We start from the raw sequence: 25816 nt of genomic DNA on the forward strand, positions 1-25816 counted from the left end.
GAAAAGGATTTCACCATGAGCAACCCGAATACCGCAGCACTCTCCAAGGCCGGGGTTTCCATCTGGCTCGACGATCTGTCCCGCGAGCGGCTCAACAGCGGCTCCCTGCAGGAACTGATCAGCGAGAAGAACGTCGTCGGTGTGACGACCAACCCCGCCATCTTCGCCGCGGCCGTCGCCGGCGGCAACGACGCCTACGACGCCCAGGTCAAGGAACTGGCCGCGGCTGGCGCCGACGTCGAGGAGGCGATCTTCGAGATCACCACGGCCGACGTCGCCGCCGCCTGCGATGTCTTCGCCGACATCTACGCCTCCTCCAACGGCTACGACGGCCGCGTCTCGCTCGAGGTCGACCCCCGCCTGGCAGCCGAGACGGCCGCCACCGCGGAGGAGGCCAAGAAGCTCTACGCCAAGGTCGGCCGCGAGAACGTCATGATCAAGATCCCGGCCACGCTCGAGGGCCTGGAGGCGATCACCGCGACAATCGCTGAGGGAATCAGTGTCAACGTGACCCTGATCTTCTCGCTCGACCGCTACCGCGCCGTGATCAACGCCTTCATGGAGGGCCTCGAGCAGGCCCGCGAGAACGGCCACGACCTGTCGAAGATCCACTCCGTTGCCTCGTTCTTCGTCTCGCGCGTTGACTCCGAGATCGACAAGCGCCTCGACAACCTCGGCACGGCTGAGGCCGCAGCGCTCAAGAGCAAGGCCGGTCTGGCCAATGCACGCCTGGCCTACCAGGTCTACGAGGAGCAGTTCGGCTCCGAGCGCTGGGCGACTCTGGAAGCAGCGGGCGCCAACCACCAGCGCCCCCTGTGGGCTTCGACCGGCGTCAAGGACCCGAGCCTTCCCGACACGCTGTACGTGACCGAGCTGGCCGCGGCGGGCGTCGTCAACACGATGCCGGAGAAGACGCTGAACGCCACCGCCGACCACGCCGAGGTCACCGGGGACACCGTCACCGGGACCTACGCGGAGTCCAACGAGATTCTGGACGCCCTCGCCGCCCAGGGCATCAGCTACAACGACGTCGTCGCCCAGCTGGAGACCGAAGGCGTCGAGAAGTTCGCGGTCGCATGGAACGAACTGCTCGAGGACGTTCGGCAGGCGCTCGAGTCCGCCAAGGGGGCCTGATCCGATGAGTTCCCTCGAGTTCCAGGCGACGGGTGAGGCACGCGCCGCGGCTGACGCCCACGTGCCGCAGCTCGTCGACGACCGGGTCGCCTCGCGGCTGTTCGCGAAGGACGCAACGCTGTGGGGCCCTGAGGCCGAGGCCGAATCGTCCATCCGCCTCGGCTGGGTGGACCTCTTCGCGGAGTCCCGCGGGCTGATCGATGACATCACGGCGCTGCGCGACGAACTCCGCACTGAGGGTGTCGACCGGGTGGTGCTCGCCGGGATGGGCGGCTCATCGCTGGCGCCCGAAGTCATCACGGCGACCGCGGGCGTTGAGCTCATCGTCCTCGACAGCACGGATCCCGACATGGTCGCGGCCGCACTGGCGGACCGCCTCGAATCCTCCGTGCTCGTCGTGTCCTCCAAGTCGGGTTCGACGGTCGAGACCGATTCCCAGCGCCGCGTCTTCGAGAAGGCCTTCGCCGACGCCGGGCTCGACGCGGCACGACGCATCGTGATCGTCACCGACCCGGGCTCCCCCATGGACAAGATGTCCCGGGAAGCCGGCTACCGTGCGGTCTTCAACGCGAACCCCGAGGTCGGCGGACGCTACTCGGCGCTGACCGCCTTCGGTCTCGTGCCGTCGGGCCTGGCCGGCGTCGACATCGCGGGTTTGCTCGCGGACGCTGAGGAGGCTGCCGAATTCCTGCGCGAGGACGACGCCGACAACATCGGTCTCGCGCTCGGCGCCGCTCTGGGTGGCACCGCTCCCCTGCGCGACAAGATCGTCTTCGTCGACGAAGGCTCGGGAATCGTCGGATTCGCCGACTGGATCGAGCAGCTGATTGCGGAATCAACCGGCAAGCTCGGGACCGGCGTCCTGCCGGTCGTGGTCGAGCCGGGTGCGCCCGAGCTCGAGGGCGCCGACGACTTGCTCGTGGTGCGCCTCGTCAACGGCGAGGACGACACAACGGCCGGCGACGCCTCCAACGAGGTCCGCGTCTCCGGGTCGCTGGGCAGCCAGATGCTTTTGTGGGAGGTCGCGACCGTCGTGGCCGGCCGCCTGCTGGGCATCAACCCCTTCGACCAGCCGGATGTGGAGGCGGCGAAGGTCGCGGCCCGCGGGCTCCTCGACGAACAGCCCGAGCCGGTACCGGCTCAGGTCGTCGACGGTGCCGTGGAACTCCGCGGCACCGAGGGGTTGCTCGACGGCGTGAGCACCCTCGAGGAGGGCCTGCGCCGGCTGCTCGGCGAGCTCGGTACCGAGGACTACCTCAGCGTCCAGGCCTATCTGGACCGGATCGGTGCTGCACCGCTGGCCTCGCTCCGCCAGCGCCTGGCCGCGACCGCGGGGCGTCCGGTGACGTTCGGCTGGGGCCCCCGGTTCCTGCACTCGACCGGCCAGTTCCACAAGGGCGGACCTCGGGTCGGCGTCTACCTGCAGATCACCGGGGCGAACGACACCGACGTGGAGATCCCTGAGCGGCCCTTCACCTTCGGCCAGTTGATCTCCGCCCAGTCGGCCGGCGACGCGACTGTGCTGGCCGACCTCGGCCGACCGGTCCTGCGCCTGCACCTGGCGGACCGGTCCGCGGGGCTCGAGCAGCTCGAGGCGGCACTGGCAGGACTCGCCGGGCAGTAGCCTGGCAATCAACTCCCTTTCACACATGAGGCAGGCGGGCACCGAGACGGTGCCCGCCTGCCTCAGGAAAGCACTTCATGGCATACAGCACGAGCAACCCACTGCGCGATCGACGCGATCGCCGATTGAACCGCATCGCCGGCCCATCGGCACTCGTGTTCTTCGGCGTCACGGGCGATCTTGCACGTAAGAAGCTTCTCCCGGCCGTGTACGACCTGGCGAACCGTGGCCTGCTCCCGCCGAGCTTCGCCGTCGTCGGTTTCGGACGTCGCGACTGGTCGAACGAAGAGTTCGTCGCCGAGGTCCGGTCCTGGGTCGAGTCCAACGCCCGCACCGAATTCGACGAGACAGTGTGGCAGCAGCTCTCCTCCGGATTCCGTTTCGTCACCGGAGGCTTCGACGACGACGAGGCGTTCCTCAAGCTCGGCGAGACCCTTCAGGAGCTGGAGCGTTCGCGTGGAACGCGCGGAAATCACGCCTTCTACCTCTCGATCCCCCCGAATTCGTTCGAGCAGGTCTGCGAGCAGCTCTCGCGCCACGGCCTCGCAACAAAGGAGTCCGCGGAGGCCGACACGGAGGCTTGGCGCCGCGTCGTCATCGAGAAGCCGTTCGGCCACAACCTCGAATCAGCGCGCGAACTCAACGGCATCGTCGAGAAGGTCTTCCCCTCCGACTCCGTCTTCCGCATCGACCACTACCTCGGCAAGGAGACGGTGCAGAACCTCTTGGCGCTGCGCTTCGCGAACCAGCTCTTCGAGCCGATCTGGAATGCCAACCACGTCGATCACGTGCAGATCACGATGGCGGAGGACATCGGGATCGGCGGCCGCGCCAGCTACTACGACGGCGTGGGCGCGGCTCGCGATGTGATCCAGAATCACCTCCTTCAACTCCTGGCGCTCACCGCCATGGAGGAACCCATCAGCTTCGACGCCAACCACCTGCGCGCCGAGAAGGAGAAGGTGCTCGCCGCCGTCGAACTGCCTCAAGACCTGTCCACGGCGTCTGCCCGCGGGCAGTACACGAGCGGCTGGCAGGGCGGTGAGGACGTCGTCGGCTTCCTGGACGAGGAGGGTTTCAACCCCAAGTCCAAGACCGAAACCTATGCTGCGATCCGGCTCGACATCAACACCCGCCGCTGGGCCGGCGTGCCGTTCTACCTGCGTGCCGGCAAGCGGCTCGGTCGCCGCGTCACCGAGATCGCCGTCGTCTTCAAGCGGGCACCCAACATGCTCTTCCGCGACAACAACGAGTCGAGCATCGGGCAGAACGCCGTCGTCATCCGTGTGCAGCCCGACGAGGGCGCCACCATCCGCTTCGGCTCCAAGGTGCCGGGCACGCAGATGGAGGTCCGCGACGTGACGATGGATTTCGGCTACGGCCACTCGTTCACGGAGTCGAGCCCGGAAGCGTACGAGCGCCTCATCCTCGATGTCCTCCTGGGCGAGCCGCCGTTGTTCCCCCGCCACGAGGAGGTCGAGCTCTCGTGGAAGATCCTCGATCCGTTCGAGGAGCACTGGGCCGGGCTCGACGCTCAGCCCGAACCCTACGAGCCGGGAAGCTGGGGCCCTGTCGGCGCGGATGAACTCATGGCCCGAGACGGAAGGACGTGGCGTCGCCCATGATCGTCGACATGGAACAGACAACCACCTCGAAGGTGGCCAAGGAACTACAGAAGCTTCGGGAGACGGGCGGCGTCGTCGCATTGAGCCGAGTGCTCACGCTTGTCGTCCTGACCACCGAGGGCTTCGAGGAGCCGGCGATCGAGGCCGCCAATCTGGCAAGCCGCGAGCACCCCTGCCGGATCATCGTCGTCGTCGAGGGATCCTCAGAGCAGGACACCCGACTGGATGCCCAGATCCGTGTCGGCGGCGACGCCGGCGCATCCGAGGTCATCGTTCTGAAGGGCCAGGGTGAGCTCGCCGCAACCAATGAGGCCCTCGTCGCCGGGCTGCTGTTGCCCGACGCGCCGATCGTCGCCTGGTGGCCGCACGGCGTCCCCGAGAACGCCAGCAAGACGCCGATCGGTCGGATCGCGCACCGTCGGATCACCGACTCGCAGGCCGAAGCGGCGCCGCGGGCGGCCCTGCAGCGCATCTCCAGTCAGTACACTGCGGGCGACACTGATCTCGCCTGGACCCGCATAACCCTGTGGCGGGCGCAGCTGGCCTCCGTGCTCGACCAAGTGGACCCGAAGACAATCTCCGCGGTCACCGTCAAGGGGGCCACGGACTCCTCGAGCACGGACCTGCTGGCGGCGTGGCTCACGTTGGCACTCAAGGTCCCCGTGACCATCGCTTCGACGACCCCCGGCACCGGCGTCCGCAGCGTGCGGCTCTCACGGGCCGATGGCGACGTCGTCCTGACGCGTCCGCACGGGCACGTGGCCGAGCTCTATCAGCAGGACCAGCCGGTCCAGCGGATCTCGATGGCTCGGCGCCCACTGTCCGACTGCCTGTCCGAGGAGCTGCGGCGCCTCGACCCGGACGAGATCTTCGGTGAGGTCGTGTCCGAGGGGCTGCGCCAGACGGACCTGCGCAGCGTCACCTCTTCCGAGCGGTAGCCTTACAGCAAAAGGGTCGGCCCCCACCGAAAAGGTGGGGGCCGACCCTTTTGCTGTCCGACCGGAGGCCGAGTGGACTACGACTCGACGCTGAAGCGCATGATCAGGCCGAGCGCGATGACGATGGCACCCCAGGAGACGCCCATCCCCACGGTGATCCGGTTCAGGTTCTTCTCGGCAACGCCGGAGGCGCTGAGGTTGCTGGTCATGCCGCCGCCGAACATGTCGGACATGCCGCCGCCACGCCCCTTGTGCAGGAGCACGAGCATGATGAGCAGCAGGCTGGTAATGCCCAGCAGGACCTGCAGGGTGATCTTCAGTACGTCCACGTCGGCCTTTCAGTATGCGTCGCTTGTTCGCGACTAGTCGGTCACCAGGTGGTTCTCGAACCTGACAATGCTAGCAAACTCACCAGCGTCGAGGCTCGCACCGCCGACCAGTACACCGTCCACGTCGCGCTCGCGCAGGATCGCGGCCGCGTTCTGGCCCTTCACCGATCCACCGTACAACAGGCGGACCTTCTCTGCGGTGTCGGCGTCGTAGAGCTTCGTGAGTTCGGCGCGAATGGCGGCGCACATCTCCTGTGCGTCCTCCGGACCTGCGACCTCACCTGTGCCGATGGCCCAGACGGGCTCGTAGGCCACGACGAGCGTTGCCACCTTCTCGGCGTCGAGTCCGTCGACGTCGGCGCGCAGCTGCTCGAGGGTGTGCTCGACATGCGTTCCCGCCTGACGGATCTCAAGTCCTTCGCCGACACAGAGCACCGGGACGAGGTCGTGACGGTAGGCCGCCTCGACCTTCGCGCGCAGGGTCTCATCCGACTCCTGGTGCACACTGCGGCGCTCCGAGTGGCCCACGAGCACGTAGCGGCAGCCGAGCTTGTTCAGGAACTGGCCCGAGATGTCGCCCGTGTAGGCGCCGGAGTCGTGCTGCGAGAGGTCCTGACCGCCGTAGACGACGTCGAGGTCGTCGCCGGCCACGAGAGTCTGCACGCCGCGCAGGTCGGTGAACGGCGGGAAGACGGCCACCTCCACGCGGTTGTGGTCGTGGTTGGCGTCGTCGAGCGTCCACGCGAGCTTCTGCAGCAGCGTGATGCCCTGGACGTGGTCCATGTTCATCTTCCAGTTGCCCGCGATCAGCGGGCGGCGAACGAATTCGCCGTTCTTGCTCTGTGTCATGTCACTTGCCTTCCAGGGCCGTCAGGCCCGGCAGTTCCTTGCCCTCGAGGTACTCGAGGCTGGCGCCGCCACCGGTGGAGATGTGGCCGAAGTCGTCTTCTGCGAAGCCGAGGCCGCGCACGGCCGCAGCCGAGTCGCCGCCGCCGACGACGCTGAACGCCTCGGAATCGGCGAGGGCCTGGGCGACGGCACGCGTGCCGCCGGCGAAGGCCTCGATCTCGAAGACGCCCATGGGTCCGTTCCAGAACACGGTGTTGGCGCTGCGGATGAAGCTGGCGAACGCCTCGCCGGAATCAGGTCCGATGTCGAGCCCGAGGCCCGCGGCGCCGAACGCGCTGGACTCCATCGCCTCGGCCGCTACGACCTCGTGCTCGGCGTCCGCACCGAACTTGCTCGCCATCACGATGTCGGTCGGCAGGACGATCTCGCAGCCGAGCTCCTTGGCCCGCTGGATGTAGCCCTTGACGTTCTCGATCTGGTCTTCTTCGAGGAGGCTGGAGCCCACCTCGTGGCCGAGCGCCTTGAGGAACGTGAAGACCATGCCACCGCCGATGAGGAGGTGATCGGCACGGCCCATCAGGTTCTCGATCACGGCCAGCTTGTCGGAGACCTTGGAACCGCCCAGCACGACGACGTACGGCCGCTTGGGTGCCTCGGTGAGGGTCTTCAGCACCTCCACCTCGGTGTGGACGAGGTCGCCCTGGTAGGCGGGCAGCAGCGAGGCCACATCGAACACGGACGCGTGCTTGCGGTGCACGGCGCCGAAGGCGTCGTTCACGTAGGCCCCGTTCTCCCCGGTGAGGGCGACGAGCTCGCGGGCGAATGCGGTGCGCTCAGCCTCGTCCTTGCTGGTCTCCCGAGCGTCGAACCGCACGTTCTCGATGAGCAGGGCCGAGCCGTCGGCCAGCGCGGAAGCACGTGCGAGCGCGTCCTCTCCGGTGGTGTCGGACGCGATCTCGACCGGGAAGGACGCCAGCTCGCGCAGCCGTTCGGCGGCCGGCGCGATGGAGAATCGGGGGTCGACCTCACCCTTCGGGCGGCCGAGGTGGGCCATCACGATGACGCGCGCGCCGGCTTCGGTCAGCTTCGTGAGTACGGGCAGGGACGCGCGGATTCGACCATCGTCAGTCACGGTAGAACCGTCGAGCGGCACGTTCAGGTCACTACGTACCAGAACGTGCCGCCCACGGACACCATCAGCGAGAAGGTCGTTGAGAGTGTGAGAAGTCATATGAAGAGGCTAACCGATCAGCCCTTACCGACCGAGCTTCGCCGCAACGAATTCGGTCAGGTCGACCAGGCGGTTGGAGTAGCCCCACTCGTTGTCGTACCAGCCGAGGACCTTGACGGTGTTGCCGATGACCTTCGTCAGCGGTGCGTCGAAGATCGCCGAGTGCGGGTCAGTGGTGATGTCGGTGGAGACCAAGGGGTCCTCCGAGTACTTCAGCAGACCCTTGAGCGGGCCCTCCTCGGCGGCCTTCGCGAAGGCGGCGTTGACCTCTTCGACCGAGGTTTCGCGGCCGACGGTGACCGTGAGGTCGGTCAGGGAGCCGGTCGGGGTCGGAACGCGGACAGCGAAGCCGTCGAGCTTGCCCTTCAGCTCCGGCAGGACCAGGCCGATGGCCTTGGCGGCACCAGTGGAGGTCGGAACCATGTTGAGCGCCGCGGCGCGGGCACGACGCGGGTCGCTGTGCGGACCGTCCTGCAGATTCTGGTCGGCCGTGTAGGCGTGCACCGTGGTCATGAGACCCTGCTCGATACCGAACTCGTCGTTCAGGACCTTGGCGATCGGGCCGAGGCAGTTCGTGGTGCACGACGCGTTGGAGATGATGTCGTGTGCGGCCGGGTCGTACTTGTCGTCGTTCACGCCCATCACGATCGTGATGTCCTCGTCGGAGGCCGGGGCGGAGATGATGACCTTCTTGGCGCCAGCCTCGAGGTGCTTCTTGGCGGCCTCGGCCTTGGTGAAGAAGCCCGTGGACTCGATGACGATGTCGACGTCGAGGTCGCCCCAGCCGAGGTTCGCCGGGTCGCGCTCGGAGAGCACCTTGACCGGCTTGCCGGCGATGACGATTTGGTTCCCGTCGACCGTGATTTCGCCCGGGAAGCGACCGAGGACGGAGTCGAACTTCAGCAGGTTGGCGAGGCCGTCGATCGAGCCGAGGTCGTTGACTGCGACGATTTCGAAGTCGGCGCCCGCTGCGTTAGCGGCACGCAGGAAGTTGCGACCGATGCGTCCAAAGCCGTTGATACCTACACGAGTTGTCACGTGATTTCTCCTTGCCGGAATGTGCGGTCGCTTCGAAATCAGCATGAAAATGCCGGAGCGACCAGCGGTCAGATTGGACACTCCGTTGTGCCGCCAGTTCGAGCTGGCTAGGCGGTCCAGTCACCCACTGAGAAGTGCTGTGACCAAGTTGCCTGGTTCACATCCTACTGCACGATGTGATGCAGGCCACAGAAGAATCGAAGTTGCTCCGGATCCTTCCGGGAGGCGTCGCTATTGACGGCTCACGAGTTACCAGCCTATCGCCTAGGAGCCGGAACTGCATCACACCGCGTAGGAATGCCGCAACAATTCCTGGATCACGGGATCGTCCGGTTGGCCGCCGCGCCGCCGTCGTACAGGCGCCGGACACGCGGAAGGCGGTCGCGGTCCGGGGCATCAACCCCGGTCCACGACCGCCTCCCCACTCCCCCACAGCACCCCGGAAACCACCGGAACACCCAGGAGAGAAGACGCCTAAGCGCCCGGAGTGATCAGCGTCTTGGCACCAGCACGAGCCGCCTCGAACCGCGCCGACACATCCGCCCAGTTCACGATGTTCCAGAACGCCTTGACGTAGTCCGCCTTCACGTTCACGTAGTCCAGGTAGAACGCGTGCTCCCACATATCCAGCATCAACAACGGCGTCGACGCCACCGGCACATTGCCCTGCTGATCGTAGAGCTGCTCGATGACCAGGTTCCCACCCAGCCCCTCGAAGGACAGCAACGCCCAACCCGAACCCTGCAGGCTCATCGCCGCCGCCGTGAAGTGGCCACGGAACGCGTCGAACGAACCGAACGCGTCATCGATCGCCGCCGCCAGCTCACCCACCGGCTTGTCCCCACCCTCGGGCGAGAGGTTCTGCCAGAAGATCGAGTGGTTCGTGTGCCCACCCAGGTGGAACGCGAGGTCCTTGGACAGCTTCGGAATCGCACCGAACTCGCCCTTCTCACGCGCCTCGGCCATCTGCTCCAAAGCCGTGTTCGCACCCGCGACATACGCGGCGTGGTGCTTCGAGTGGTGCAGCTCCATGATCCGAGCGGAGATGCTCGGCTCCAGCGCCGCGTAATCGTAGTTCAACTCGGGAAGTGCGTACTCAGACATGTTCTCCTCCATTTCCCCGGCTGCTCTGCGCACCCGGGACGTGGCTGATACGTGCTTGCTTCGGCGACTCAGTTACGAAGGCGTCGTACTCGGTGGACGACCGCCCTCAGTTGTCCAACATATCGGCTGTCACCACGTCTTCGGTACCCGGAATGCCGAGTTCCACCGCGCGCTTGTCGGCCATGGCCAGCAGGCGGCGGATGCGACCGGCGATGGCGTCCTTGGTCATCTGCGGTTCGGCTAGTCGGCCCAGCTCGTCGAGGCTCGCCTGCTTGTGGGCGACGCGCAGTGAACCCGCGTAGCTCAGGTGCTCCGGTACATCGTCACCCAGGATCTCGAGCGCGCGCTCGACGCGGGCGCCCGCTGCGACGGCGGCCTGTGCCGACCGGCGCAGGTTGGCGTCATCGAAGTTGGCCAGCCGGTTGGCGGTGGCGCGGACCTCCTTGCGCATCCGCCGCTCCTCCCACGTCAGCAGTGTCTCGTGGGCGCCCATACGCGTGAGGAGTGCCGCGATGGAATCGCCGTCGCGGATGACGACCCGATCGACACCGCGGACCTCGCGGGCCTTGGCCACGAGCCCTAAGCGGCGTGCGGCGCCGACGAGCGCGAGCGCAGCCTCGGGGCCGGGGCACGTGATCTCGAGCGCAGACGACCGCCCGGGCTCGGTGAGCGAACCGTGGGCCAGGAAGGCACCGCGCCATACCGCCTCAGCGTCGGCCGCCGAACCGTTGACGATGACCGATGGCAGCCCACGGACCGGCCGGCCACGGCCGTCGAGCAGTCCGGTTTGCCGCGCAAGCGCCTCCCCCTCTCGCACGACGCGCACGACGTAGCGATTACCGCGCCGAAGCCCGCCGCCGGAGACAACGATGATCTCCGCCTGGTGGCCGTAGACCTCGGCGATGTTCTGACGCAGCCGCCGCGCAGACGCAGCAAGGTCGAGCTCCGCCTCGATGACGATCCGCCCGGAGATGATGTGCAGGCCTCCCGCGAAGCGCAGCGTGGAGGACACCTCGGCCTTACGCTCCGAGGACTTCTTGATGTCGAGCCGTGCCAGCTCGTCCTTGACCGACGCGGTCAATGCCATATTCAGGGTTCCTCACTACCGGTGTCTCGACTACAGAACGACGTGAAGACGTCGTGGTACGCGTTCGCCAGGCGCAGCGGCGAATGCACCGCGCGACCCGTCGCGGCCCCCACTTTATCGAAGAAGCAGGTGGCCCCGAGCCGCGCGGCCGCCGCACGGAACTCCTCGACGTCCTCGACGACGCTCGGATCGACCAGAACAGCGTCTATGCGCAGATCAGGCGCATAGCGGCGGAACACCTCGAGGTGGTCGGCCGCGGACATGCCGGGCGTCTCCCTCGTCTGTGTGCGCAAATTCATGGTCAGAAGTCGGTTGGCGGTGGTCGATTCGAGCGCGCGGCGCAGTTCCGGCAGCAGGACGTGCGGCAGGATCGAGGTGTACCACGAGCCCGGACCGAGCACGACCCAGTCGGACAATTCGATCGCGTCCAGCGCTTCCCGGCAGGCCGGGGCGTCGGCCGGTTCGATCTCAACGGACTGGATGCTGCCGAAGCGCGAGGCGTGGGCGAGGTTCGCCTGGCCATCGACCTGCCGAAGCGAGACGCCGTCGCCCTCGACCTCGTCCCGCACGCTGCCGCGGATTGTCAGCGGAGTGGTGCTCATGGGCAGGACGGTCCCCCGGGCGCCGAGCAGCGCTCCGGCCCATTTGAGACCGTCGACGGGATTGCCCAGCAGTTCCCAGAGGGTGACGATGAGCAGATTTCCGAGGGCGTGGTTCTCGAGCGAACTGGGCACGGGCCCGGTGCCCCGGAATCGGTGCTGCATGACGTCGCGCCACGTGCGCCCCCAATCGGAGTCGTCGCACAGGGCCGCTAGGGCCATGCGCAGATCACCCGGCGGCAGGACGTCGTACTCGGCGCGCAGGCGGCCGGATGACCCGCCGTCGTCAGCTACAGTCACGATCGCGGTGATGTCCGGCGTCAGACGCCGCAGGGCGCTCAGTGAGGCCGACAGTCCGTGGCCACCACCGAGGGCGGCCACCTTGATCCGTTCTCCTGGACGGTCTGCCGGGCGGGGCGGCACGAGCGGGATCTGGCCCGTCACGAGGGACATGTCCTACTCCCTGCCGAGATCCCGGTGGCTGACGTTGACCGTCACACTCGGCAGCTGGGCGAGCCGCCGTGCGAGCTCCTCGGTGACGGCGACGGAGCGGTGCTTTCCCCCGGTGCAGCCGATGGCGATCGTGGCGTAGTGCTTGTTCTCGCGCCGGTACCCTTCGAGGACCGGTTTCAGGGCCTCCAGGTAGGCGGAGATGAACTCCTCGGCCCCGTCCGCGGCGAAAACGAATTTCTGGACCGAGTCGTCCTTGCCCGTCTGCGGTCGCAGCTCGGGCACCCAGTGCGGGTTGGGGATGAAGCGGACGTCGGCGACGTAGTTCGCGTCAGCCGGCAGGCCGTACTTGAAGCCGAAACTCATGACGTTCAAGCGCAGGACGATTGGCCCGTTCTCACTGAAAAGCTGAGTGATCTCCGTGGAGAGCGTGTGGACGTTCTGATTGGTCGTGTCGATGACGATCTCGGCGCGGTCGCGCAACTCGGTCAGCAGCGCACGCTCGGCGTGCAGCCCGTCGAGAATCCTGCCCTCACCCTGGAGCGGGTGGGGACGCCGGCCCTGTTCGAAGCGACGGACGAGAGCAGCGTCGTCGGCGTCGACGAACAGCACGCGGTAACTGACGCCCGCGGCCGTCAGATCGGCCAGGGCCTCGCTCAGCAGCGGGTTGAAGGTACTGCTGCGCACGTCCATCACGACCGCGAGCTTGTTGAGGATGGCTGTCGCCGGCGTCTCGAGCTCGGTGAGACGGCGGAGCATCTGCGGTGGCAGATTTTCGACGACGTACCACCCGTGGTCTTCGAGGGCGTGGGCGACGGTGGTGCGACCCGCGCCGGACATGCCGGTGATGATCAGCAGTTCCGACTCTGCCGGTTTTACGGTCTCAAACTGGCTCTCCATACCGTTCAGTCTAAGCTGGCCAGCCCGACCTCGTCAGACCGAGAGGTGGCTACGGCTCCTCCGGCGATGCCAGCGCCCGCAGGACGTGGTCGGCGAGGGCAGGCCCAACCCCCGGGACGCCCAGCAGATCCTCGCGGCTGGCGGAGCGCAGGCGCTTGAGGGAACCGAATTCCTTCAGGAGCGCCGTCCGCTTCGCCGGTCCCAAACCGGGAACGTCATCGAGAATGCTCTCCATCATCGAACTTGAGCGTTTCTTGCGGTGGAAGGTGATGGCGAAGCGGTGCGCCTCGTCCCGGACCCGCTGCAGCAGGTAGAGCGATTCGGAAGCCCGCGGGAGGATGACAGGGAATTCATCGTCTGGCAGCCACACTTCCTCGAGCCGCTTGGCGAGACCGACGACGTAGACGTCGTCGATCCCCAAGTCCGACAGGGCCTGACAGGCGGCGGCAACCTGCGGCGGACCGCCGTCGACGACCACGAGCGAGGGCGGGTAGGCGAACTTCCGGGTCTCGGTGATCTCAGCCTGGGCGATCTCGCCCGAGATCAGCGGCGCAGAGTTCTGCTGGTCCTCGAGGTACCGCTTGAACCGGCGGCTAATGACGTCGTACATCGCCGCGGTGTCGTCACGGGCCGCCTGGCCAGTGATCGAGAACTTGCGGTAGTCCGATTTCTTGGGCAATCCGTCCTCGACGACGACCATCGAGGCGACGACATTGGTGCCCGAGACGTGCGAGATGTCGTAGCACTCGATGCGCATCAGCGGGACCGGGATCCCGAGTGACTCTTGAAGCTCTTGGAGGGCCGCCGACCGGGTGGTGATGTCGCCTGCGCGCTTGGACTTGTGCAGCCGCAGGGCCTGCTCGGCGTTCTCACGCACGGTCTCGAGCAGGGTGGCTTTCTCGCCGCGCCGGGGCACGCGCAGACTCACGCCGGCTCCGCGCAGAGACGAGAGCCACTCCCCCAGTTTCTCCGAATCCGCGGGCTCGATGGGGACGAGGACTTCGCGCGGGAGGCGGTCCCCGCCGTCGTCGTTCCCGTAGACCTGCTGGAGCAGGTGGGCGACGAACTCGGCGGGCGTGGAGTCCTCGACCTTCTCCACGACCCAGCCGCGCTGGCCGCGGATCCGGCCGTTGCGGACGTGGAACACCTGCACGGCGGCCTCCAGCTCGTCCTCCGCGAAGGCGAAGATGTCCGCTTCCGTCTCCTCCGCCAGGACGACGGCGTTGCGCTCGAAGACGCGCTTGAGGGCCTGCACGTCGTCGCGTAGCCGGGCGGCCTTCTCGTATTCCATCGCTGCGGCGGCATCGGCCATCTGCCGCTCGAGCTGGCGGATGAACTTCGTGCCTTCGCCGCCCATGAACTGGCAGAGCTCCTCGGCCAGCGCGCGGTGGTCCGCCTCGCTGATGCGACCGACGCAGGGTGCGGCGCACTTGTCGATGTAGCCCAGCAGGCATGGACGCCCGGTCTGCTCCGCCCGGCGCAGGACGCCGGTGCTGCAGGTGCGCACGGGGAAGACCCGCAGGAGGGTATCGAGCGTCTCCCGGATGGCCTTGGCGGGATAGAACGGGCCGAAGTACTTGACGTCCTTGCGGCGGTCGCCGCGCATGACCTGGGCCCGGGGGAACTTCTCCCCCATCGTGACGGCGAGGTAGGGGTAGGACTTGTCGTCGCGGAAGACGATATTGAAGCGGGGCGTGAATTCCTTGATCCACGTGTATTCGAGCTGCAGCGCCTCGAGCTCGCTGCCGACGACGGTCCATTCGACGCTCGCCGCCGTGTGGACCATGGCGTGGGTCTTGGGGTTGAGCTGATTCGGATTGACGAAGTAGGAGCTCAGGCGCGAGCGCAGGCTCTTCGCCTTTCCGACATAGATGACGCGCCCGTTCGGGTCGCGGAATCGGTAGACGCCAGGACGCGTGGGGATGTCCGACGTGCGGGGGCGGTAGCTCTGCGGATCTGCCATCTCAGCTCTGCGCCCGCGACCTAGTTGACGGTCGGGGCTTGGTTGTAGCGGTCGCTTCGTTCCTGGCCCGTCAGCTCGGCGATGGCGGCGACGACGCGGTCGGTCGCTTCGCGTCGGGCGGGTAGGGGGTGCTTCGGGCCGACATGGTCGAAGTGCAGGGGCTCGCCGACCTTCAGCGTGAAGTGCTGGGGCCGAACCTTGTTGGTGTCGGCCGGCTGAAGCTTCTCGGTCCCGATGAGTCCTACGGGCAGAACGGGAACGCCCGTGCTCAGAGCCAGCCAGCCGACGCCGGTGCGCCCACGGTAGAGGCGCCCGTCGCGGGAGCGGGTGCCCTCGGGGTAGATGCCGATACCGCCGCCGGCCTCGAGAATCTCGACCAGCTGATCGAGGGCCGCGACGGAGGCGGCTTGTTCGCCGCGCTCGACCGGGATGGACCCGACCGACTCGAAGAAGGCCTTCATGACTCGACCCTTGAGCCCCGGCGTCGTGAAGTACTCGGCCTTGGCGAAGAAGGCCACGGGCCTCGGCATGAGCGCCTGGATGATGACGCTATCGAGGAAGGACAGGTGGTTCGAGGCGACGATGAAGGGGCCCTCGTCCGGGATGTTCTCGACGCCGATCACCGTAGGGCGGCAAAAGGTGCGAAGGCTGCTGGCGACCGTCGAGCGGACACCGTTGAAGACGCCCATCAATGTGCCTCTTTCGTCTCGTCGGTCGTGAGTTCGTCCAGCACGCGCCGGAGGTCGTCGGCGTCATGCACGACGGCGACGGCGCCCGCTGCCTCAAGCTCGCCGTCCCGTGCGTAGCCCCACGAGACGCCCACGCACGGGACGCCATTCGCGCGCCCCCCGTCGACATCGAAGAAGCGGTCGCCGACCATGGCGGCGTCCAGCACGCCGCCTGTGGGGATGCTGGCTTGAAGCGCTGAGAGAGCCGCGGACACGATGGCGGCTTTGCCCTCGTGCGGTGCGCTCTCATCGGGGTTGGCCCCGCAAATCGCCTCGAAGTATCCGGTGAGACCCTGAATCTGGAGGAGTTCTCGGGCGATCGGCTCCGGTTTCGATGTTGCGACCGCGCGCAGTACGCCGGCGTCGCCGAGTGCATCGAGCAGGTCGACGATCCCGGGGTAGACCACGCTGGCGGCCATGCCTTTCGAGCGGTAGCCGCTTCGGTAGTGATCCACGACGCTGGGGAGGAGTTCCTCGGTCATACCGGGGACTCCTCGCAGGCTGGCCGCCAAAGGCGGGCCGATCATCGCGTCGAGCGCTTCTCCGACGGGAACTGGCAGGCCGTGCGCGGTCAGCGCGGCTGCGATTCCTCCCGAGATGGCCGTCCGGGGGTCTACGAGCGTCCCGTCCAGGTCGAAAAGAACGGCACGATATCGGGTCGTCGGGCGTATCATCACCGGGACATTCTGCCATGGACTCTCCGGCAACCGGGGTGTCCATGCCTGACACGGCATGGACGACCCCATGTCGCAGCACGGTGTACGGGCCAGGGAACGCTGCGGTCAGACGGTCGTCGCGGCCGGTAGGATCTCCGCCAGGAATCCACCAGTGTGGCTGCCGGCGACCCGGGCGACCTGCTCGGGAGTGCCCTCCGCGACCACCTGCCCGCCGCCTGATCCTCCCTCGGGACCGAGATCGATTACCCAGTCGGCGCTCTTGATGACGTCCAGGTTGTGCTCGATGGTGATGACCGTGTTGCCCTTGCCCACCAGCCCTTGAAGGACGCCCAGGAGCTTGCGGATGTCCTCGAAGTGCAGACCAGTCGTCGGCTCGTCCAGGACGTAGATGGCTCGGCCTTTGCTCCGTTTCTGCAACTCGGCGGAGAGCTTGACCCGCTGGGCCTCGCCACCCGAAAGGGTTGTCGCCGGCTGTCCGAGCCGCACATAGCCGAGCCCGACCTCAACAAGCGTGTTCAGGTGCCGGGCGATGGGCGGGAAGGCCTCGAAAAACTCGGCGGCCTCCTCGATCGGCATTTCGAGGACCTCTGCGATGTTCTTGCCCTTGTAGTGGACTTCCAGGGTCTCGCGGTTGTAGCGCTTGCCCTCGCAGACCTCGCACGGTACGTAGACGTCCGGCAGGAAGTTCATCTCGATCTTCAGCGTCCCGTCGCCGGAGCAGGACTCACACCGACCGCCTTTGACATTGAACGAGAACCGTCCCGCCTGATAGCCGCGCACCTTCGCCTCGTTGGTCTCGGCGAAGAGTTTGCGGATCCGGTCGAAAACGCCCGTGTACGTTGCCGGGTTGGAGCGCGGGGTGCGCCCGATCGGGCTCTGGTCGACGTGGATGACCTTGTCGAGCAGCTCCACGCCCTTGACCCGAGTGTGGCGACCAGCGACCTGCTTGGCCCCGTTGAGTTTGTTGGCGAGCACCTTGTAGAGGATGTCGTTGACGAGCGTCGACTTCCCCGAACCTGACACGCCCGTCACGGCTGTCAGGACGCCCAGCGGGAAGTCCACCGTCAGGTCTTGCAGATTGTTCTCGCGGGCCCCGACCACAGTCACCTGCCGAGTTGGATCAGTGGCTCGACGCTCGGCGGGGATCGCGAGTTGGCGGCGGCGGGAGAGGTAGTCGCCCGTCATCGATTCGCGGTTCTCGAGCAGACCCGCCAGCGGACCGGAGTGCACAACGTGGCCGCCGTGTTCGCCGGCGCCGGGCCCGATGTCTACGATCCAATCGGCCTCTGCGATGGTGTCCTCGTCGTGTTCGACGACGATCAGGGTGTTCCCGAGATCGCGCAGTCGGACCAACGTCTCGATGAGGCGGCGGTTGTCGCGCTGATGCAGCCCGATCGAAGGCTCGTCCAAGACGTAGAGCACGCCCACGAGTCCCGACCCGATCTGCGTGGCCAGCCGGATGCGCTGGGCCTCGCCACCGGAGAGCGTGGCGGCCGGCCGTTCGAGGTTCAGGTACTCCAACCCCACATCAAGCAGGAACTGGAGTCTGGCCACGATCTCCTTGAGGACCTGCTCCGCGATCTGCCGGTCGCGCCTGTTCAGGGACAACTCATCGAAGAAACGCTCAGCCTCGCGCATCGGCATCCGGCAGACGTCCGCAATCGAACGCCCTTCGACACGCACGGACAGCGACGCGGGGTTCAGGCGGGCGCCGTCGCACTCCGGGCAGGGGGTCTGGCGCATGTACTGCTCGTAGCGGTCGCGTGCGTGATCGGACTCGGTCTCGAGGTGCTTGCGGTGGATGTACTGGATGACGCCTTCGAACCCGGTGCTGTACTTGCGTTCACGGCCGAAGCGGTTCCTGTACTGGACAACGACCTTGTGATCCTTGCCGTGCAGGATGGCCTTTTTGGCCTTCGCGGACAGCTCGTCCCAGGAATCGTCGAGGGAGAAGTCGAAGTCATTCGACAATCCCTCGATGAGGCGATTCCAATACTCGGTGGTCGCCTTGCCGAGCGACCACGGTGCGATGGCACCGTCGCGGATGGACAGGGCACCGTCGGGCACGACGAGCTGCTCGTCCACCTCGAGCCGGCTGCCGATGCCCGAACAGGCGGTGCAGGCGCCGTAGGGGTTGTTGAACGAAAACGACCGTGGCTCGATCTCGTCAATGGCCAGCGCGTGCTCGTTGGGACAGGCCAGATTCTCGGAGAACGCGCGGCGGCGATCCTCATCCTCTTCGCCGAGATCCACGAAATCGGCGAGCACGCGGCCCTCCGCCAGCCCGAGAGCCGTCTCGACTGAATCCGTGAGTCGCTGCCGAATGCCATCCTTGATCACGAGCCGGTCGACGACGACCTCGATCGTGTGCTTGATCTGCTTGCCGAGCTTGGGCGGGTCGGAGAGCTGCGCAACCTCGCCGTCGACGATGGCCCGCGAGTATCCCTTCGCTGCCAGATCCTTGAAGAGGTCGACGAACTCGCCCTTGCGCGAACGCACGACCGGGGCCAGGAGTTGAAAGCGTGTCTTCTCCGGGAGCTCGAGGAGCTGGTCGACGATCTGCTGCGGCGTCTGCTTCGTCACGGGTTCGTTGCACTCGGGACAAAACATCTGGCCGATGCGCGCCCAGAGAAGGCGCATGTAGTCGTAGATTTCAGTGATGGTACCGACCGTCGAACGTGGATTGCGGCTCGTCGACTTCTGGTCGATGGAAACCGCTGGCGAGAGGCCTTCGATGAAGTCCACGTCTGGTTTGTCCACCTGGCCCAGGAACATCCGGGCATATGAGGACAGGGACTCCACATAGCGCCGCTGGCCTTCAGCGAAGATCGTGTCGAAGGCGAGCGACGACTTCCCCGAACCGGACAGGCCCGTGAAGACGATCAGCGAGTCACGGGGCAGGTCCACGTCCACATTGCGCAGATTGTGCTCCCGCGCGCCCTTGACGATGAGCCGCGAGCGGTCCGGGAGATGGTTCAGTGTCGATGCGTCAGTAGCCACGAGCACATCCTAATCGAAAACGCATTCGAGTGCGACACTGTGCGCCGCGCAGGCGTTAGCTGTGCGATTTCTCCAGCGCGGCACGCACCAGGTCCAGTGCTTCGTCATCCGGCACGCCCCAGGCGCTGACGACTCGAGCGTACTCCTCGGCCGCCTTGCTGACCTGTGCGTTAGCAGAACCCGGGGCCGCCTGCACGACTGTCCCGGCTCGGCCCTTCGTCACGACGACGCCGGCGGCCTCCAGCTCCTTGTACGCGCGGGCCACGGTGTTGACCGCCACACCCAGCTGTTCCGCGAGCTTCCGGACCGGGACCAGACGCTCGCCGGCCACGAGGCGCCCCTGGCCGACCGCATCGATGATCTGGCGCCGAATCTGGTCGTAGGGGTGCGTCTCGCTCGCCGCATCGATCGCGAGGAATTCAAGGTTGTCCACACCCCCACACAACTATGCTGGGCGTATGAGCGCAAGCGCACCTCCGATTCCCCACGCCATTGCTCCACCCCCGCATCTCGATCTGCCGCCCTTCCGTGAGCGTCGTCGCCACCAGAGCCGGGTCCTGGTCATGTCTCTCATCGCTCTGGTCGTCTTCGTCGGCACGGTGTACTGGCTGGCACCGTTCATCGGCCAGACCACGATGTTCGCCGTCGGCCTCCTGGCCCTGGTGCCGCTCGGGATCTGCCTGTTGGGCCTGCGCTGGATCGATCGGTGGGACCCCGAACCGGCCCCTGCCGTGCTCTTCGCCGTGCTGTGGGGCGCGGGCGCCTCGGTCGCCGGCACCATGCTTTTCGGCGAACCCTTCACGCGCCTGGTCATGCCCCTGACCGTCTTCGCCGACCCGGATATCTTCGGAGCTGTGGTTCAGGCGCCGATTCTCGAGGAGGCCTTCAAGGGCATCGGCGTGCTGCTGGTGTTCTACGTAGCGCGGTGGCACTTCGATGGCCCCGTGGACGGGATCGTGTACGGCGGTCTCGTCGGGGCCGGCTTCGCCTTCACGGAGAACATCCTCTACTTCGGCTCCGCGTGGGTCAGCGCACCCTACGAGGTGGTCGCTATGTTCGTCATGCGCGGCTTGTTCAGCCCGTTCGCGCACGTGATGTTCACGAGCTGCCTGGGATTCTTCCTCGGCCTGGCCGCCGTCAAAGGGCGGCGATCCGCAGCGCTGTGGTTCGCGCTGCCCGGCTACGCGCTCGCAGTACTGGGCCACTTCCTGTGGAACGGGGGCCTGGCGCTGTTCTTCGAGGATTTCCTGACGTTCTATGTGACGCTGCAGGTGCCCCTCTTCGCGCTGGGCATCGCCGGCGTCCTGTGGCTGCGGCGCGCCGAACGGAATCGAATCCTCGGCTACCTGCTCGAGTACAGCGAAGCTGGCTGGCTCACCGACGAGGAAGCTCAGCTCTTCGGTACGACGGCGGGGCGTCGTCAGGCAGTAGCCTGGGCCAAACCCCGCGGGGCCGTGCAGGAACTCAAGAAGTTCACACGCACAGCCGTCCGTCTCGCCGAGGTGCGGCACCGCATCTGCATGGGGCACGACGTTCTGCGGCAGCAGGGACGAGAAGAACGACTCCTGCTTGAGTTGACCAGCGAGCGAGCGCAACTGCTGCGCACATAGACGACGCGTCCACCCGATGGGGTGGACGCGTCGACTATATGAGGGTGCAACCGGTTGGCACGGATGATCCGGGGAGGGCTGCCGGAGGAGGACGGACTCAGCCGACCTGGTGCAGCCAGCGGACCGGCGCGCCGTCGGAGGCGTGCCGGAAGGGCTCGAGTTCCTCGTCCCAGGCCTCGCCGAGGGCGAGGGAGAGTTCGTGGTACACGGCTGCGGGGTCGCCGCTGCCCTGCTCGTAGGCGAAGCGAATGCGATCCTCGCCGACGACGATATTGCCGGAGGTATCCGTCGTCGCGTGGAAGATGCCGAGCTCTGGGGTATGGGACCACCTGCTGCCATCGGCACCGAGACTGGGGTCCTCGGTCACCTCGTAGCGAAGGTGCGCCCATCCGCGAAGGGCGGACGCGAGTTTAGCCCCTGTACCCTGCGGCCCGATCCATTCGATCTGGGCCCGGTACATGCCGGGCGATGCTGGTTGCGCGGTCCAGCTCAGGTCCGTTCGCTGGTCGACGACGGAACCGATCGCCCACTCGATATGCGGGCACAACGCAGTGGGGGCTGAATGTACGTACAGTACGCCCCGAGTCGTGGGTGCAGACATGCCATCCTCCAGTTGCCGTTGGTACGTCTTCCCCTACGACCGACGGTGACTGTGAAAGCTCTTCTTCCGAACCCATTGAACATTCTGCCCCAACTTGAACCTTTACGCCACCTTTCGCTCCCACCAGTATGAACGTGACGCTGAGAGCCTCAGGCCCGAGGGTGTGCCTGCTGGTAGTTTTCTCGCAATTTCTCGATGGAGACGTGGGTGTAGAGCTGGGTGGTCGCAAGCGATGAGTGTCCGAGCAGTTCCTGCACGGCACGCAGGTCGGCCCCGCCGTCGAGCAGGTGCGTCGCAGCGGTGTGGCGCAGGGCGTGGGGGCCCGACGCGGACGTGTCCCCCAGCTCCTTGAGTCGGCGGGAGACGACCTCGCGCACCTGACGTGGATCGATGCGTCGTCCACGCTGGCCAAGGAAAGCCGCCTCCGCATCCACCGTGCGCTCACGTGCCCGGGCCGCAGCGATCAGCCCGGGCCGGCCCTGCTCGAGCCACCGCTCAAGTGCAGCCGCAGCCGGTGCCCCGAACGGGACGATCCGCTCCTTGTCGCCTTTGCCGCGCACCCGAACGGTTCGCCGTCCGAAGTCAATGTCGCCGAGGCCCAGACCGACGAGTTCGCCGACGCGCAGGCCAGTTGCGTAGAGCAATTCGAGCATTGCGGCGTTTCGCAGCTCGATGACGTCATCGTCGTCCGTGCCATCGTCGACGCGAGCCCCGCGCGGCTCGTCGAGCAATCTGCCGACCTGCTGCTTCTGCAGGACGGCTGGCAGCGATCTGCCGTGTCTGGGTGCCTGGAGTCGTGCGGCGGGGTCCTCCGCGATCACGTCGGTGCGTCGCGCCCACGCGAAGAAGGAACGGATCGAGGCCGCACGCCGGGCCATGGTTGCCGGGGACCGACCGGTCTCGTGCATTTCGGCCAGCCAGGCCCGCAGGTCGGCCAATTCGACGTCCTCCAAGCGCGTCTTCCCGCGTCTCGCGCCGAAAGTCAGCAGGGCCCTGATGTCGGCGCCGTAGGCGCGCACCGTGTGCACGCTTCTGCCCAGTTCGAGCTCCACGTGCCGCAAGTACGACGCCACGGACGCCTCAACATCTGTCGAGGGCTGCGTCGAGTCCTCGGATACGGATTCGCTCATACCGGTCACTGTGCACTACCGCCCGCCGCGGGGCGGTGATGACGCGCCGGAACCATCCGAACTGGCCTCGCTCCGGCGCCATCCCGCATCAGACGACACGGCGAGGCCGCGTTGCTGGAGCCGGGAGAGACCGCCGAGCACTGCCCCGATGCTGAGCCCAGCGACCCGGCAGAGACTGTCCGGGGTCGCCGCCGCCCGCGCCGGCAGTGCGTCGAAGAGGAGCAGATCCTGGATGTCGAGTCCATCGTGCGCTCGCCCACCGGCGGAATCCGCGGGGACCGGGCAGTGCTCGATGCCGCCGGCCATCTCCACGACGTCCTCGGGCCGGGTGACGATGTTCGCAGCACCCTCAGCGATGAGGCGATGGCAACCGGCGGAGTTCGCGGAGAAGACCGATCCCGGAACTGCCCCGACTTCCCGTCCCATCTCCGCTGCACGTCGGGCAGTCGTCAATGCGCCGGAGCGCCACCGGGCCTCGACGACGACTGTCACGTCGCAGAGGGCGGCGATCAGGCGGTTGCGCAGCAGGAAACGCCAACGCGTCGGCGACGAACCTGGCGGGACCTCCGCGACGACGACCCCGTGCGCGGCGATGTCGCGGAGCAGATCGTCGTTGCCGCTCGGATAGAAGCGGTCGAGCCCGCCCGCCATGACCGCCATTGTGGGGTCCCCGTGCACCGAGCCGGGTGTCGTCGCCAGGGCCGCCAATGCTGCGCGGTGGGCGGCCGCGTCGATTCCGTAGGCGCCGCCGGAGACGATTTGGGCGCCCTTGGCCACGAGCGGCGCGATGATCTCGTGCGCGGCCCGAATCCCGTACTCAGTGGCGTCACGGCTGCCGACGACCGCGATCCGGCGCCGGGCGGCGTCGAAGGCCGCGTATTCGCTCCGACCCCGCCACCAGAGGGCCAGAGGCGCGCTCGTACCGAGGTCCTCGAGCTGGCCCGGCCACTCATCGTCCTCGGGTATCAGCAGACCGCCGCCGAGGCGCCGCATGGTCTCCAGGTCGCGTTCGGGCGCGAGATCACGTACGCGAGGACGCCAACGCTCCAGCCCCGCCGCGACCATGAGCTCCTTGCGGGTTCCCGAGCCGATAGTTTCGGCGACCGCCTGCTGGAGGGATTCAGGGACCCGACGCTCGGGTGAGGTAATCAGGTCGAGGGCTTGTTGCGCCCCGAGGACCGCGACCAGCGCCGCTCCCGTCAGGTCGCCGGGTTCGATCAAACGCGTCAGAGCCGCTCGGGCCATCCGAGTCTCGGATGTTCCGCTGTTCATGGCCGGACCTCCTGGCTCTGCCGGAGCTGTAGCGCGACGTCGAGATCCTCCAGCGCGGGCGCCTCACGGCCGGCGAGGTCGGCGATGGTCCAGCCGAGCCGGATCACGCGATCGTAGCCGCGGGCACTGAGCCAGCCCCGGCGAAAAGCTTCGTCGAGCTTCGTCAGCGCCGCGGGAGCTGGCGCCAGTCCGCCGCGCAGCAGGCGGCTGGGGACCTCGCCGTTGGTGCGCAACCCATGCTCCCGCAGTCTTTCCGCTTGGCGCTGGCGGGCCTGTCGCACACGCGCAGCAATGGCTCGGCTGCTCTCCGGTGCGGGTGCACTCGCCAGATAGGTGGGCGAAACGCGCGGGACGGCGACCTGGATGTCCACCCTGTCGAGCAAGGGCCCGGACAGCCGGCCGAGGTACCGGCGTCGTGCGGTGGGCGTGCACTCGCAGTCGCGGCCACCGGCGGCGGTCCGTCCACAAGGGCAGAGGTTGGCCGCCAGCACGAGTTGGAATCGGGCCGGGAAGGTTGCCGCCCCGGAGGCCCTGTGCACGGTCATTTCGCCCGATTCCAGCGGCTGTCGTAGTGCGTCAAGCACGCCGCCGCGAAACTCCGGGGCTTCGTCGAGGAACAGCACACCTCGATGGGCCCGACTCGCGGCCCCGGGACGTGGGAAACCACTGCCGCCGCCCACGAGCGCCGCCATCGTGGCGGTGTGGTGTGGGCTGACCAGGGGTGGCCGCCGGATCAGCCGGCTGACGGGCTGGCTCCCGTGCACAGAGTGCACAGCCGTCACTTCGAGGGCTTCCTCGTCGTTGAGGGGCGGAAGGATCGTGGGTAGGCGCTCTGCCAGCATGGTCTTGCCTGCCCCCGGCTCGCCACGCAGCATCAGGTGGTGCCGGCCCGCGGCAGCTACCTCGAGGGCAAAGCGCGCCGCTTCCTGGCCGCGCACGTCCGAGTAGTCGGCGGCCGCGTCCCGTGCGGTGTCGTCGCCTGTTCCCTTGTGGACCTGACCTGAGTCGCGCGGACTGGCGCCGTTCCAACGCAGGTTCTGCACGATGTCCCGTGTGGCCCCGGAGTTCGCTACGACGTCGGCCAGGTGACGGTGGCCCGTCACGTGCGCGCCGCTGACCAGCCGCGCCTCCTCGAGATTCGCCTCCGGCACGACAAATCTGCGGTATCCGTGCCGGACTCCGGAGAGGACGGAGGGCAGAACGCCGGGCACGGGTCGGAGGGCTCCGTCCAAACCCAGCTCGCCGATGTAGACCGTGTCGGGCTGGGCGTGCATACTGTCGTCCGCCGAGAGGGCCGCCGTGACGATCGCCAGGTCGAGGGCAGATCCGCGCTTCGGAAGCGACGCGGGCTGAAGATTCACGGTGATCCGCCTCGGGCTCAGTGGCACGCCGGTATTCCGGGCAGCCGACCGGATCCGGTCGCGCGCCTCGCCGAGTGAGGCGTCGGGTAGTCCGAGCAGCACGAACGCGGGCAGGCCACCGCCGATGTCGGCCTCGACATCGACGACGTGTCCGGTCAGCCCGGTGAGCACGACACCCGTCGCCCGCCCCAGGTTGCCGCCGGTCATGCCGAAACCGCCTCGAAATGGTCGAGCCTGAATTCGTCGTCGGCGCATTCGATCGCAATGACGTCGACTTGCAGTCGTCGGACCGCCTCCCCCGCGGTCCGGCTCCACTGCCACGCGAGGCCGAAGAGCCGCCTGCGCTTGGCGTCGGTCACCGCCTCGGCCGCGTGCCCGTAGTCATCGGAGGTTCGCGTCTTGACTTCAACGGCGATGTGCACGCCACCGCGCGTGGCGATAATGTCCAGCTCTCCCCCGCGGCATCGCCAATTCCGTTCGAGGATCCGGTAGCCGTTGGCCTCGAGATATCTAGCGGCCAGTTCCTCGCCGCGTGCTCCCAATTCCTGATTGTGTCCCATATCCAA

General features: G+C 67.0%; 23 protein-coding genes. 5 read left to right on the top strand and 18 right to left on the bottom strand.

The genetic code is table 11. The annotated features are described in order from the left end of the window. Nucleotides 1–15: 15 nt before the first annotated feature. From tal to EV380_RS05360, 4 genes are all read left to right on the top strand, one after another. Complete coding sequence (gene tal, locus EV380_RS05345; protein ID WP_130449842.1) at nucleotides 16–1134, top strand: transaldolase; 1119 nt, start codon at nucleotides 16–18, stop codon at nucleotides 1132–1134. 4 nt (nucleotides 1135–1138) lie between these two features. After that, the gene (locus EV380_RS05350; RefSeq protein ID WP_130449844.1) at nucleotides 1139–2758 is read left to right on the top strand and encodes a glucose-6-phosphate isomerase; all 1620 of its coding nucleotides are present in this window, start codon (nucleotides 1139–1141) and stop codon (nucleotides 2756–2758) included. 77 nt (nucleotides 2759–2835) lie between these two features. After that, a complete protein-coding gene (gene zwf, locus EV380_RS05355; protein ID WP_130449846.1) occupies nucleotides 2836–4383 on the top strand; it encodes a glucose-6-phosphate dehydrogenase in 1548 nt (515 codons plus the stop codon). Continuing rightward, a complete protein-coding gene (locus EV380_RS05360) occupies nucleotides 4380–5321 on the top strand; it encodes a glucose-6-phosphate dehydrogenase assembly protein OpcA (protein ID WP_102158419.1) in 942 nt (313 codons plus the stop codon). Before zwf ends, EV380_RS05360 begins: the two co-directional genes overlap by 4 nt. Nucleotides 5322–5398: 77 nt before the next feature. Here EV380_RS05360 and secG read toward each other — a convergent pair whose 3' ends face one another. From secG to EV380_RS05425, 13 genes are all read right to left on the bottom strand, one after another. Next, a complete protein-coding gene (secG, locus tag EV380_RS05365; RefSeq protein ID WP_102158375.1) occupies nucleotides 5399–5650 on the bottom strand; it encodes a preprotein translocase subunit SecG in 252 nt (83 codons plus the stop codon). Nucleotides 5651–5683: 33 nt separating this feature from the next. Beyond that, nucleotides 5684–6499 (bottom strand): triose-phosphate isomerase, encoded by an 816-nt coding sequence (gene tpiA, locus EV380_RS05370; RefSeq protein WP_102158374.1) that lies wholly within the window; start codon nucleotides 6497–6499, stop codon nucleotides 5684–5686. A gap of 1 nt (nucleotide 6500) precedes the next feature. Then, on the bottom strand, nucleotides 6501–7730 hold the full coding sequence (locus EV380_RS05375) for a phosphoglycerate kinase (protein ID WP_130449848.1): 1230 nt from the start codon (nucleotides 7728–7730) through the stop codon (nucleotides 6501–6503). Nucleotides 7731–7754: 24 nt separating this feature from the next. Beyond that, complete coding sequence (gene gap, locus EV380_RS05380) at nucleotides 7755–8768, bottom strand: type I glyceraldehyde-3-phosphate dehydrogenase (protein ID WP_102158372.1); 1014 nt, start codon at nucleotides 8766–8768, stop codon at nucleotides 7755–7757. Between the two features lie 474 nt (nucleotides 8769–9242). Next, nucleotides 9243–9872 carry a superoxide dismutase gene (locus tag EV380_RS05385; RefSeq protein ID WP_130449850.1) on the bottom strand — a complete coding sequence of 210 codons (630 nt, stop codon included), beginning with the start codon at nucleotides 9870–9872 and terminating at the stop codon, nucleotides 9243–9245. A 106-nt stretch (nucleotides 9873–9978) separates the two neighbouring features. Then, entirely contained in the window at nucleotides 9979–10959 is a 981-nt protein-coding gene (gene whiA / locus EV380_RS05390) for a DNA-binding protein WhiA (protein WP_102157521.1), read from the bottom strand. 2 nt (nucleotides 10960–10961) lie between these two features. Next, a complete protein-coding gene (locus EV380_RS05395) occupies nucleotides 10962–12011 on the bottom strand; it encodes a gluconeogenesis factor YvcK family protein (protein WP_130449852.1) in 1050 nt (349 codons plus the stop codon). Nucleotides 12012–12014: 3 nt separating this feature from the next. Next, complete coding sequence (gene rapZ / locus EV380_RS05400; RefSeq protein ID WP_130449854.1) at nucleotides 12015–12908, bottom strand: RNase adapter RapZ; 894 nt, start codon at nucleotides 12906–12908, stop codon at nucleotides 12015–12017. A gap of 49 nt (nucleotides 12909–12957) precedes the next feature. Further along, on the bottom strand, nucleotides 12958–14871 hold the full coding sequence (gene uvrC, locus EV380_RS05405; protein ID WP_130449856.1) for an excinuclease ABC subunit UvrC: 1914 nt from the start codon (nucleotides 14869–14871) through the stop codon (nucleotides 12958–12960). A gap of 20 nt (nucleotides 14872–14891) precedes the next feature. After that, entirely contained in the window at nucleotides 14892–15560 is a 669-nt protein-coding gene (locus EV380_RS05410; RefSeq protein WP_102157525.1) for a lysophospholipid acyltransferase family protein, read from the bottom strand. Continuing rightward, the gene (locus tag EV380_RS05415) at nucleotides 15560–16345 is read right to left on the bottom strand and encodes an HAD hydrolase-like protein (protein WP_341272758.1); all 786 of its coding nucleotides are present in this window, start codon (nucleotides 16343–16345) and stop codon (nucleotides 15560–15562) included. The genes EV380_RS05410 and EV380_RS05415 overlap by 1 nt, the downstream gene beginning before the upstream one ends. Before the next feature lie 36 nt (nucleotides 16346–16381). Beyond that, complete coding sequence (uvrA, locus tag EV380_RS05420) at nucleotides 16382–19276, bottom strand: excinuclease ABC subunit UvrA (RefSeq protein ID WP_207219321.1); 2895 nt, start codon at nucleotides 19274–19276, stop codon at nucleotides 16382–16384. Between the two features lie 55 nt (nucleotides 19277–19331). Beyond that, complete coding sequence (locus EV380_RS05425; protein ID WP_102157528.1) at nucleotides 19332–19709, bottom strand: GntR family transcriptional regulator; 378 nt, start codon at nucleotides 19707–19709, stop codon at nucleotides 19332–19334. Nucleotides 19710–19734: 25 nt separating this feature from the next. Between EV380_RS05425 and EV380_RS05430 the strand changes: the two genes are divergently transcribed. Further along, on the top strand, nucleotides 19735–20886 hold the full coding sequence (locus tag EV380_RS05430) for a PrsW family intramembrane metalloprotease (RefSeq protein ID WP_130449860.1): 1152 nt from the start codon (nucleotides 19735–19737) through the stop codon (nucleotides 20884–20886). Nucleotides 20887–20983: 97 nt separating this feature from the next. On the opposite strand, the gene EV380_RS05435 is transcribed toward EV380_RS05430, so the two are convergent. The 5 genes from EV380_RS05435 to EV380_RS05455 form a co-directional block, all read right to left on the bottom strand. Next, complete coding sequence (locus EV380_RS05435; RefSeq protein ID WP_102157530.1) at nucleotides 20984–21487, bottom strand: DUF3145 domain-containing protein; 504 nt, start codon at nucleotides 21485–21487, stop codon at nucleotides 20984–20986. Between the two features lie 149 nt (nucleotides 21488–21636). Further along, nucleotides 21637–22617, bottom strand: a complete 981-nt coding sequence (locus tag EV380_RS05440) for a tyrosine recombinase XerC (RefSeq protein WP_130449862.1) — start codon at nucleotides 22615–22617, stop codon at nucleotides 21637–21639. A gap of 15 nt (nucleotides 22618–22632) precedes the next feature. Further along, nucleotides 22633–23889 carry a DNA-processing protein DprA gene (gene dprA / locus EV380_RS05445; protein WP_130449864.1) on the bottom strand — a complete coding sequence of 419 codons (1257 nt, stop codon included), beginning with the start codon at nucleotides 23887–23889 and terminating at the stop codon, nucleotides 22633–22635. Beyond that, entirely contained in the window at nucleotides 23886–25457 is a 1572-nt protein-coding gene (locus tag EV380_RS05450) for a YifB family Mg chelatase-like AAA ATPase (protein WP_130449866.1), read from the bottom strand. The genes dprA and EV380_RS05450 overlap by 4 nt, the downstream gene beginning before the upstream one ends. Continuing rightward, entirely contained in the window at nucleotides 25454–25810 is a 357-nt protein-coding gene (locus tag EV380_RS05455; RefSeq protein ID WP_102157534.1) for a YraN family protein, read from the bottom strand. The genes EV380_RS05450 and EV380_RS05455 overlap by 4 nt, the downstream gene beginning before the upstream one ends. Nucleotides 25811–25816: the final 6 nt, after the last annotated feature.

It is taken from the genome of Zhihengliuella halotolerans (assembly GCF_004217565.1).
GTDB classification, from domain to species: Bacteria; Actinomycetota; Actinomycetes; order Actinomycetales; family Micrococcaceae; genus Zhihengliuella; species Zhihengliuella halotolerans.

Bases quoted from the DNA above. Each gene is read 5' to 3' on its own strand.
- EV380_RS05440 (WP_130449862.1), bottom strand. From the start codon at position 22,617: ATGAGCGAATCCGTATCCGAGGACTCGACGCAGCCCTCGACAGATGTT.
- EV380_RS05415 (WP_341272758.1), bottom strand. From the start codon at position 16,345: ATGGGGTCGTCCATGCCGTGTCAGGCATGGACACCCCGGTTGCCGGAG.
- dprA (WP_130449864.1), bottom strand. From the start codon at position 23,889: ATGAACAGCGGAACATCCGAGACTCGGATGGCCCGAGCGGCTCTGACG.
- EV380_RS05455 (WP_102157534.1), bottom strand. From the start codon at position 25,810: ATGGGACACAATCAGGAATTGGGAGCACGCGGCGAGGAACTGGCCGCT.
- EV380_RS05375 (WP_130449848.1), bottom strand. From the start codon at position 7,730: ATGACTTCTCACACTCTCAACGACCTTCTCGCTGATGGTGTCCGTGGG.
- whiA (WP_102157521.1), bottom strand. From the start codon at position 10,959: ATGGCATTGACCGCGTCGGTCAAGGACGAGCTGGCACGGCTCGACATC.
- EV380_RS05435 (WP_102157530.1), bottom strand. From the start codon at position 21,487: ATGTCTGCACCCACGACTCGGGGCGTACTGTACGTACATTCAGCCCCC.
- EV380_RS05450 (WP_130449866.1), bottom strand. From the start codon at position 25,457: ATGACCGGCGGCAACCTGGGGCGGGCGACGGGTGTCGTGCTCACCGGG.
- EV380_RS05430 (WP_130449860.1), top strand. From the start codon at position 19,735: ATGAGCGCAAGCGCACCTCCGATTCCCCACGCCATTGCTCCACCCCCG.
- tpiA (WP_102158374.1), bottom strand. From the start codon at position 6,499: ATGACACAGAGCAAGAACGGCGAATTCGTTCGCCGCCCGCTGATCGCG.
- EV380_RS05385 (WP_130449850.1), bottom strand. From the start codon at position 9,872: ATGTCTGAGTACGCACTTCCCGAGTTGAACTACGATTACGCGGCGCTG.
- EV380_RS05395 (WP_130449852.1), bottom strand. From the start codon at position 12,011: ATGTCCCTCGTGACGGGCCAGATCCCGCTCGTGCCGCCCCGCCCGGCA.
- tal (WP_130449842.1), top strand. From the start codon at position 16: ATGAGCAACCCGAATACCGCAGCACTCTCCAAGGCCGGGGTTTCCATC.
- EV380_RS05410 (WP_102157525.1), bottom strand. From the start codon at position 15,560: ATGGGCGTCTTCAACGGTGTCCGCTCGACGGTCGCCAGCAGCCTTCGC.
- uvrC (WP_130449856.1), bottom strand. From the start codon at position 14,871: ATGGCAGATCCGCAGAGCTACCGCCCCCGCACGTCGGACATCCCCACG.
- rapZ (WP_130449854.1), bottom strand. From the start codon at position 12,908: ATGGAGAGCCAGTTTGAGACCGTAAAACCGGCAGAGTCGGAACTGCTG.
- EV380_RS05350 (WP_130449844.1), top strand. From the start codon at position 1,139: ATGAGTTCCCTCGAGTTCCAGGCGACGGGTGAGGCACGCGCCGCGGCT.
- EV380_RS05360 (WP_102158419.1), top strand. From the start codon at position 4,380: ATGATCGTCGACATGGAACAGACAACCACCTCGAAGGTGGCCAAGGAA.
- zwf (WP_130449846.1), top strand. From the start codon at position 2,836: ATGGCATACAGCACGAGCAACCCACTGCGCGATCGACGCGATCGCCGA.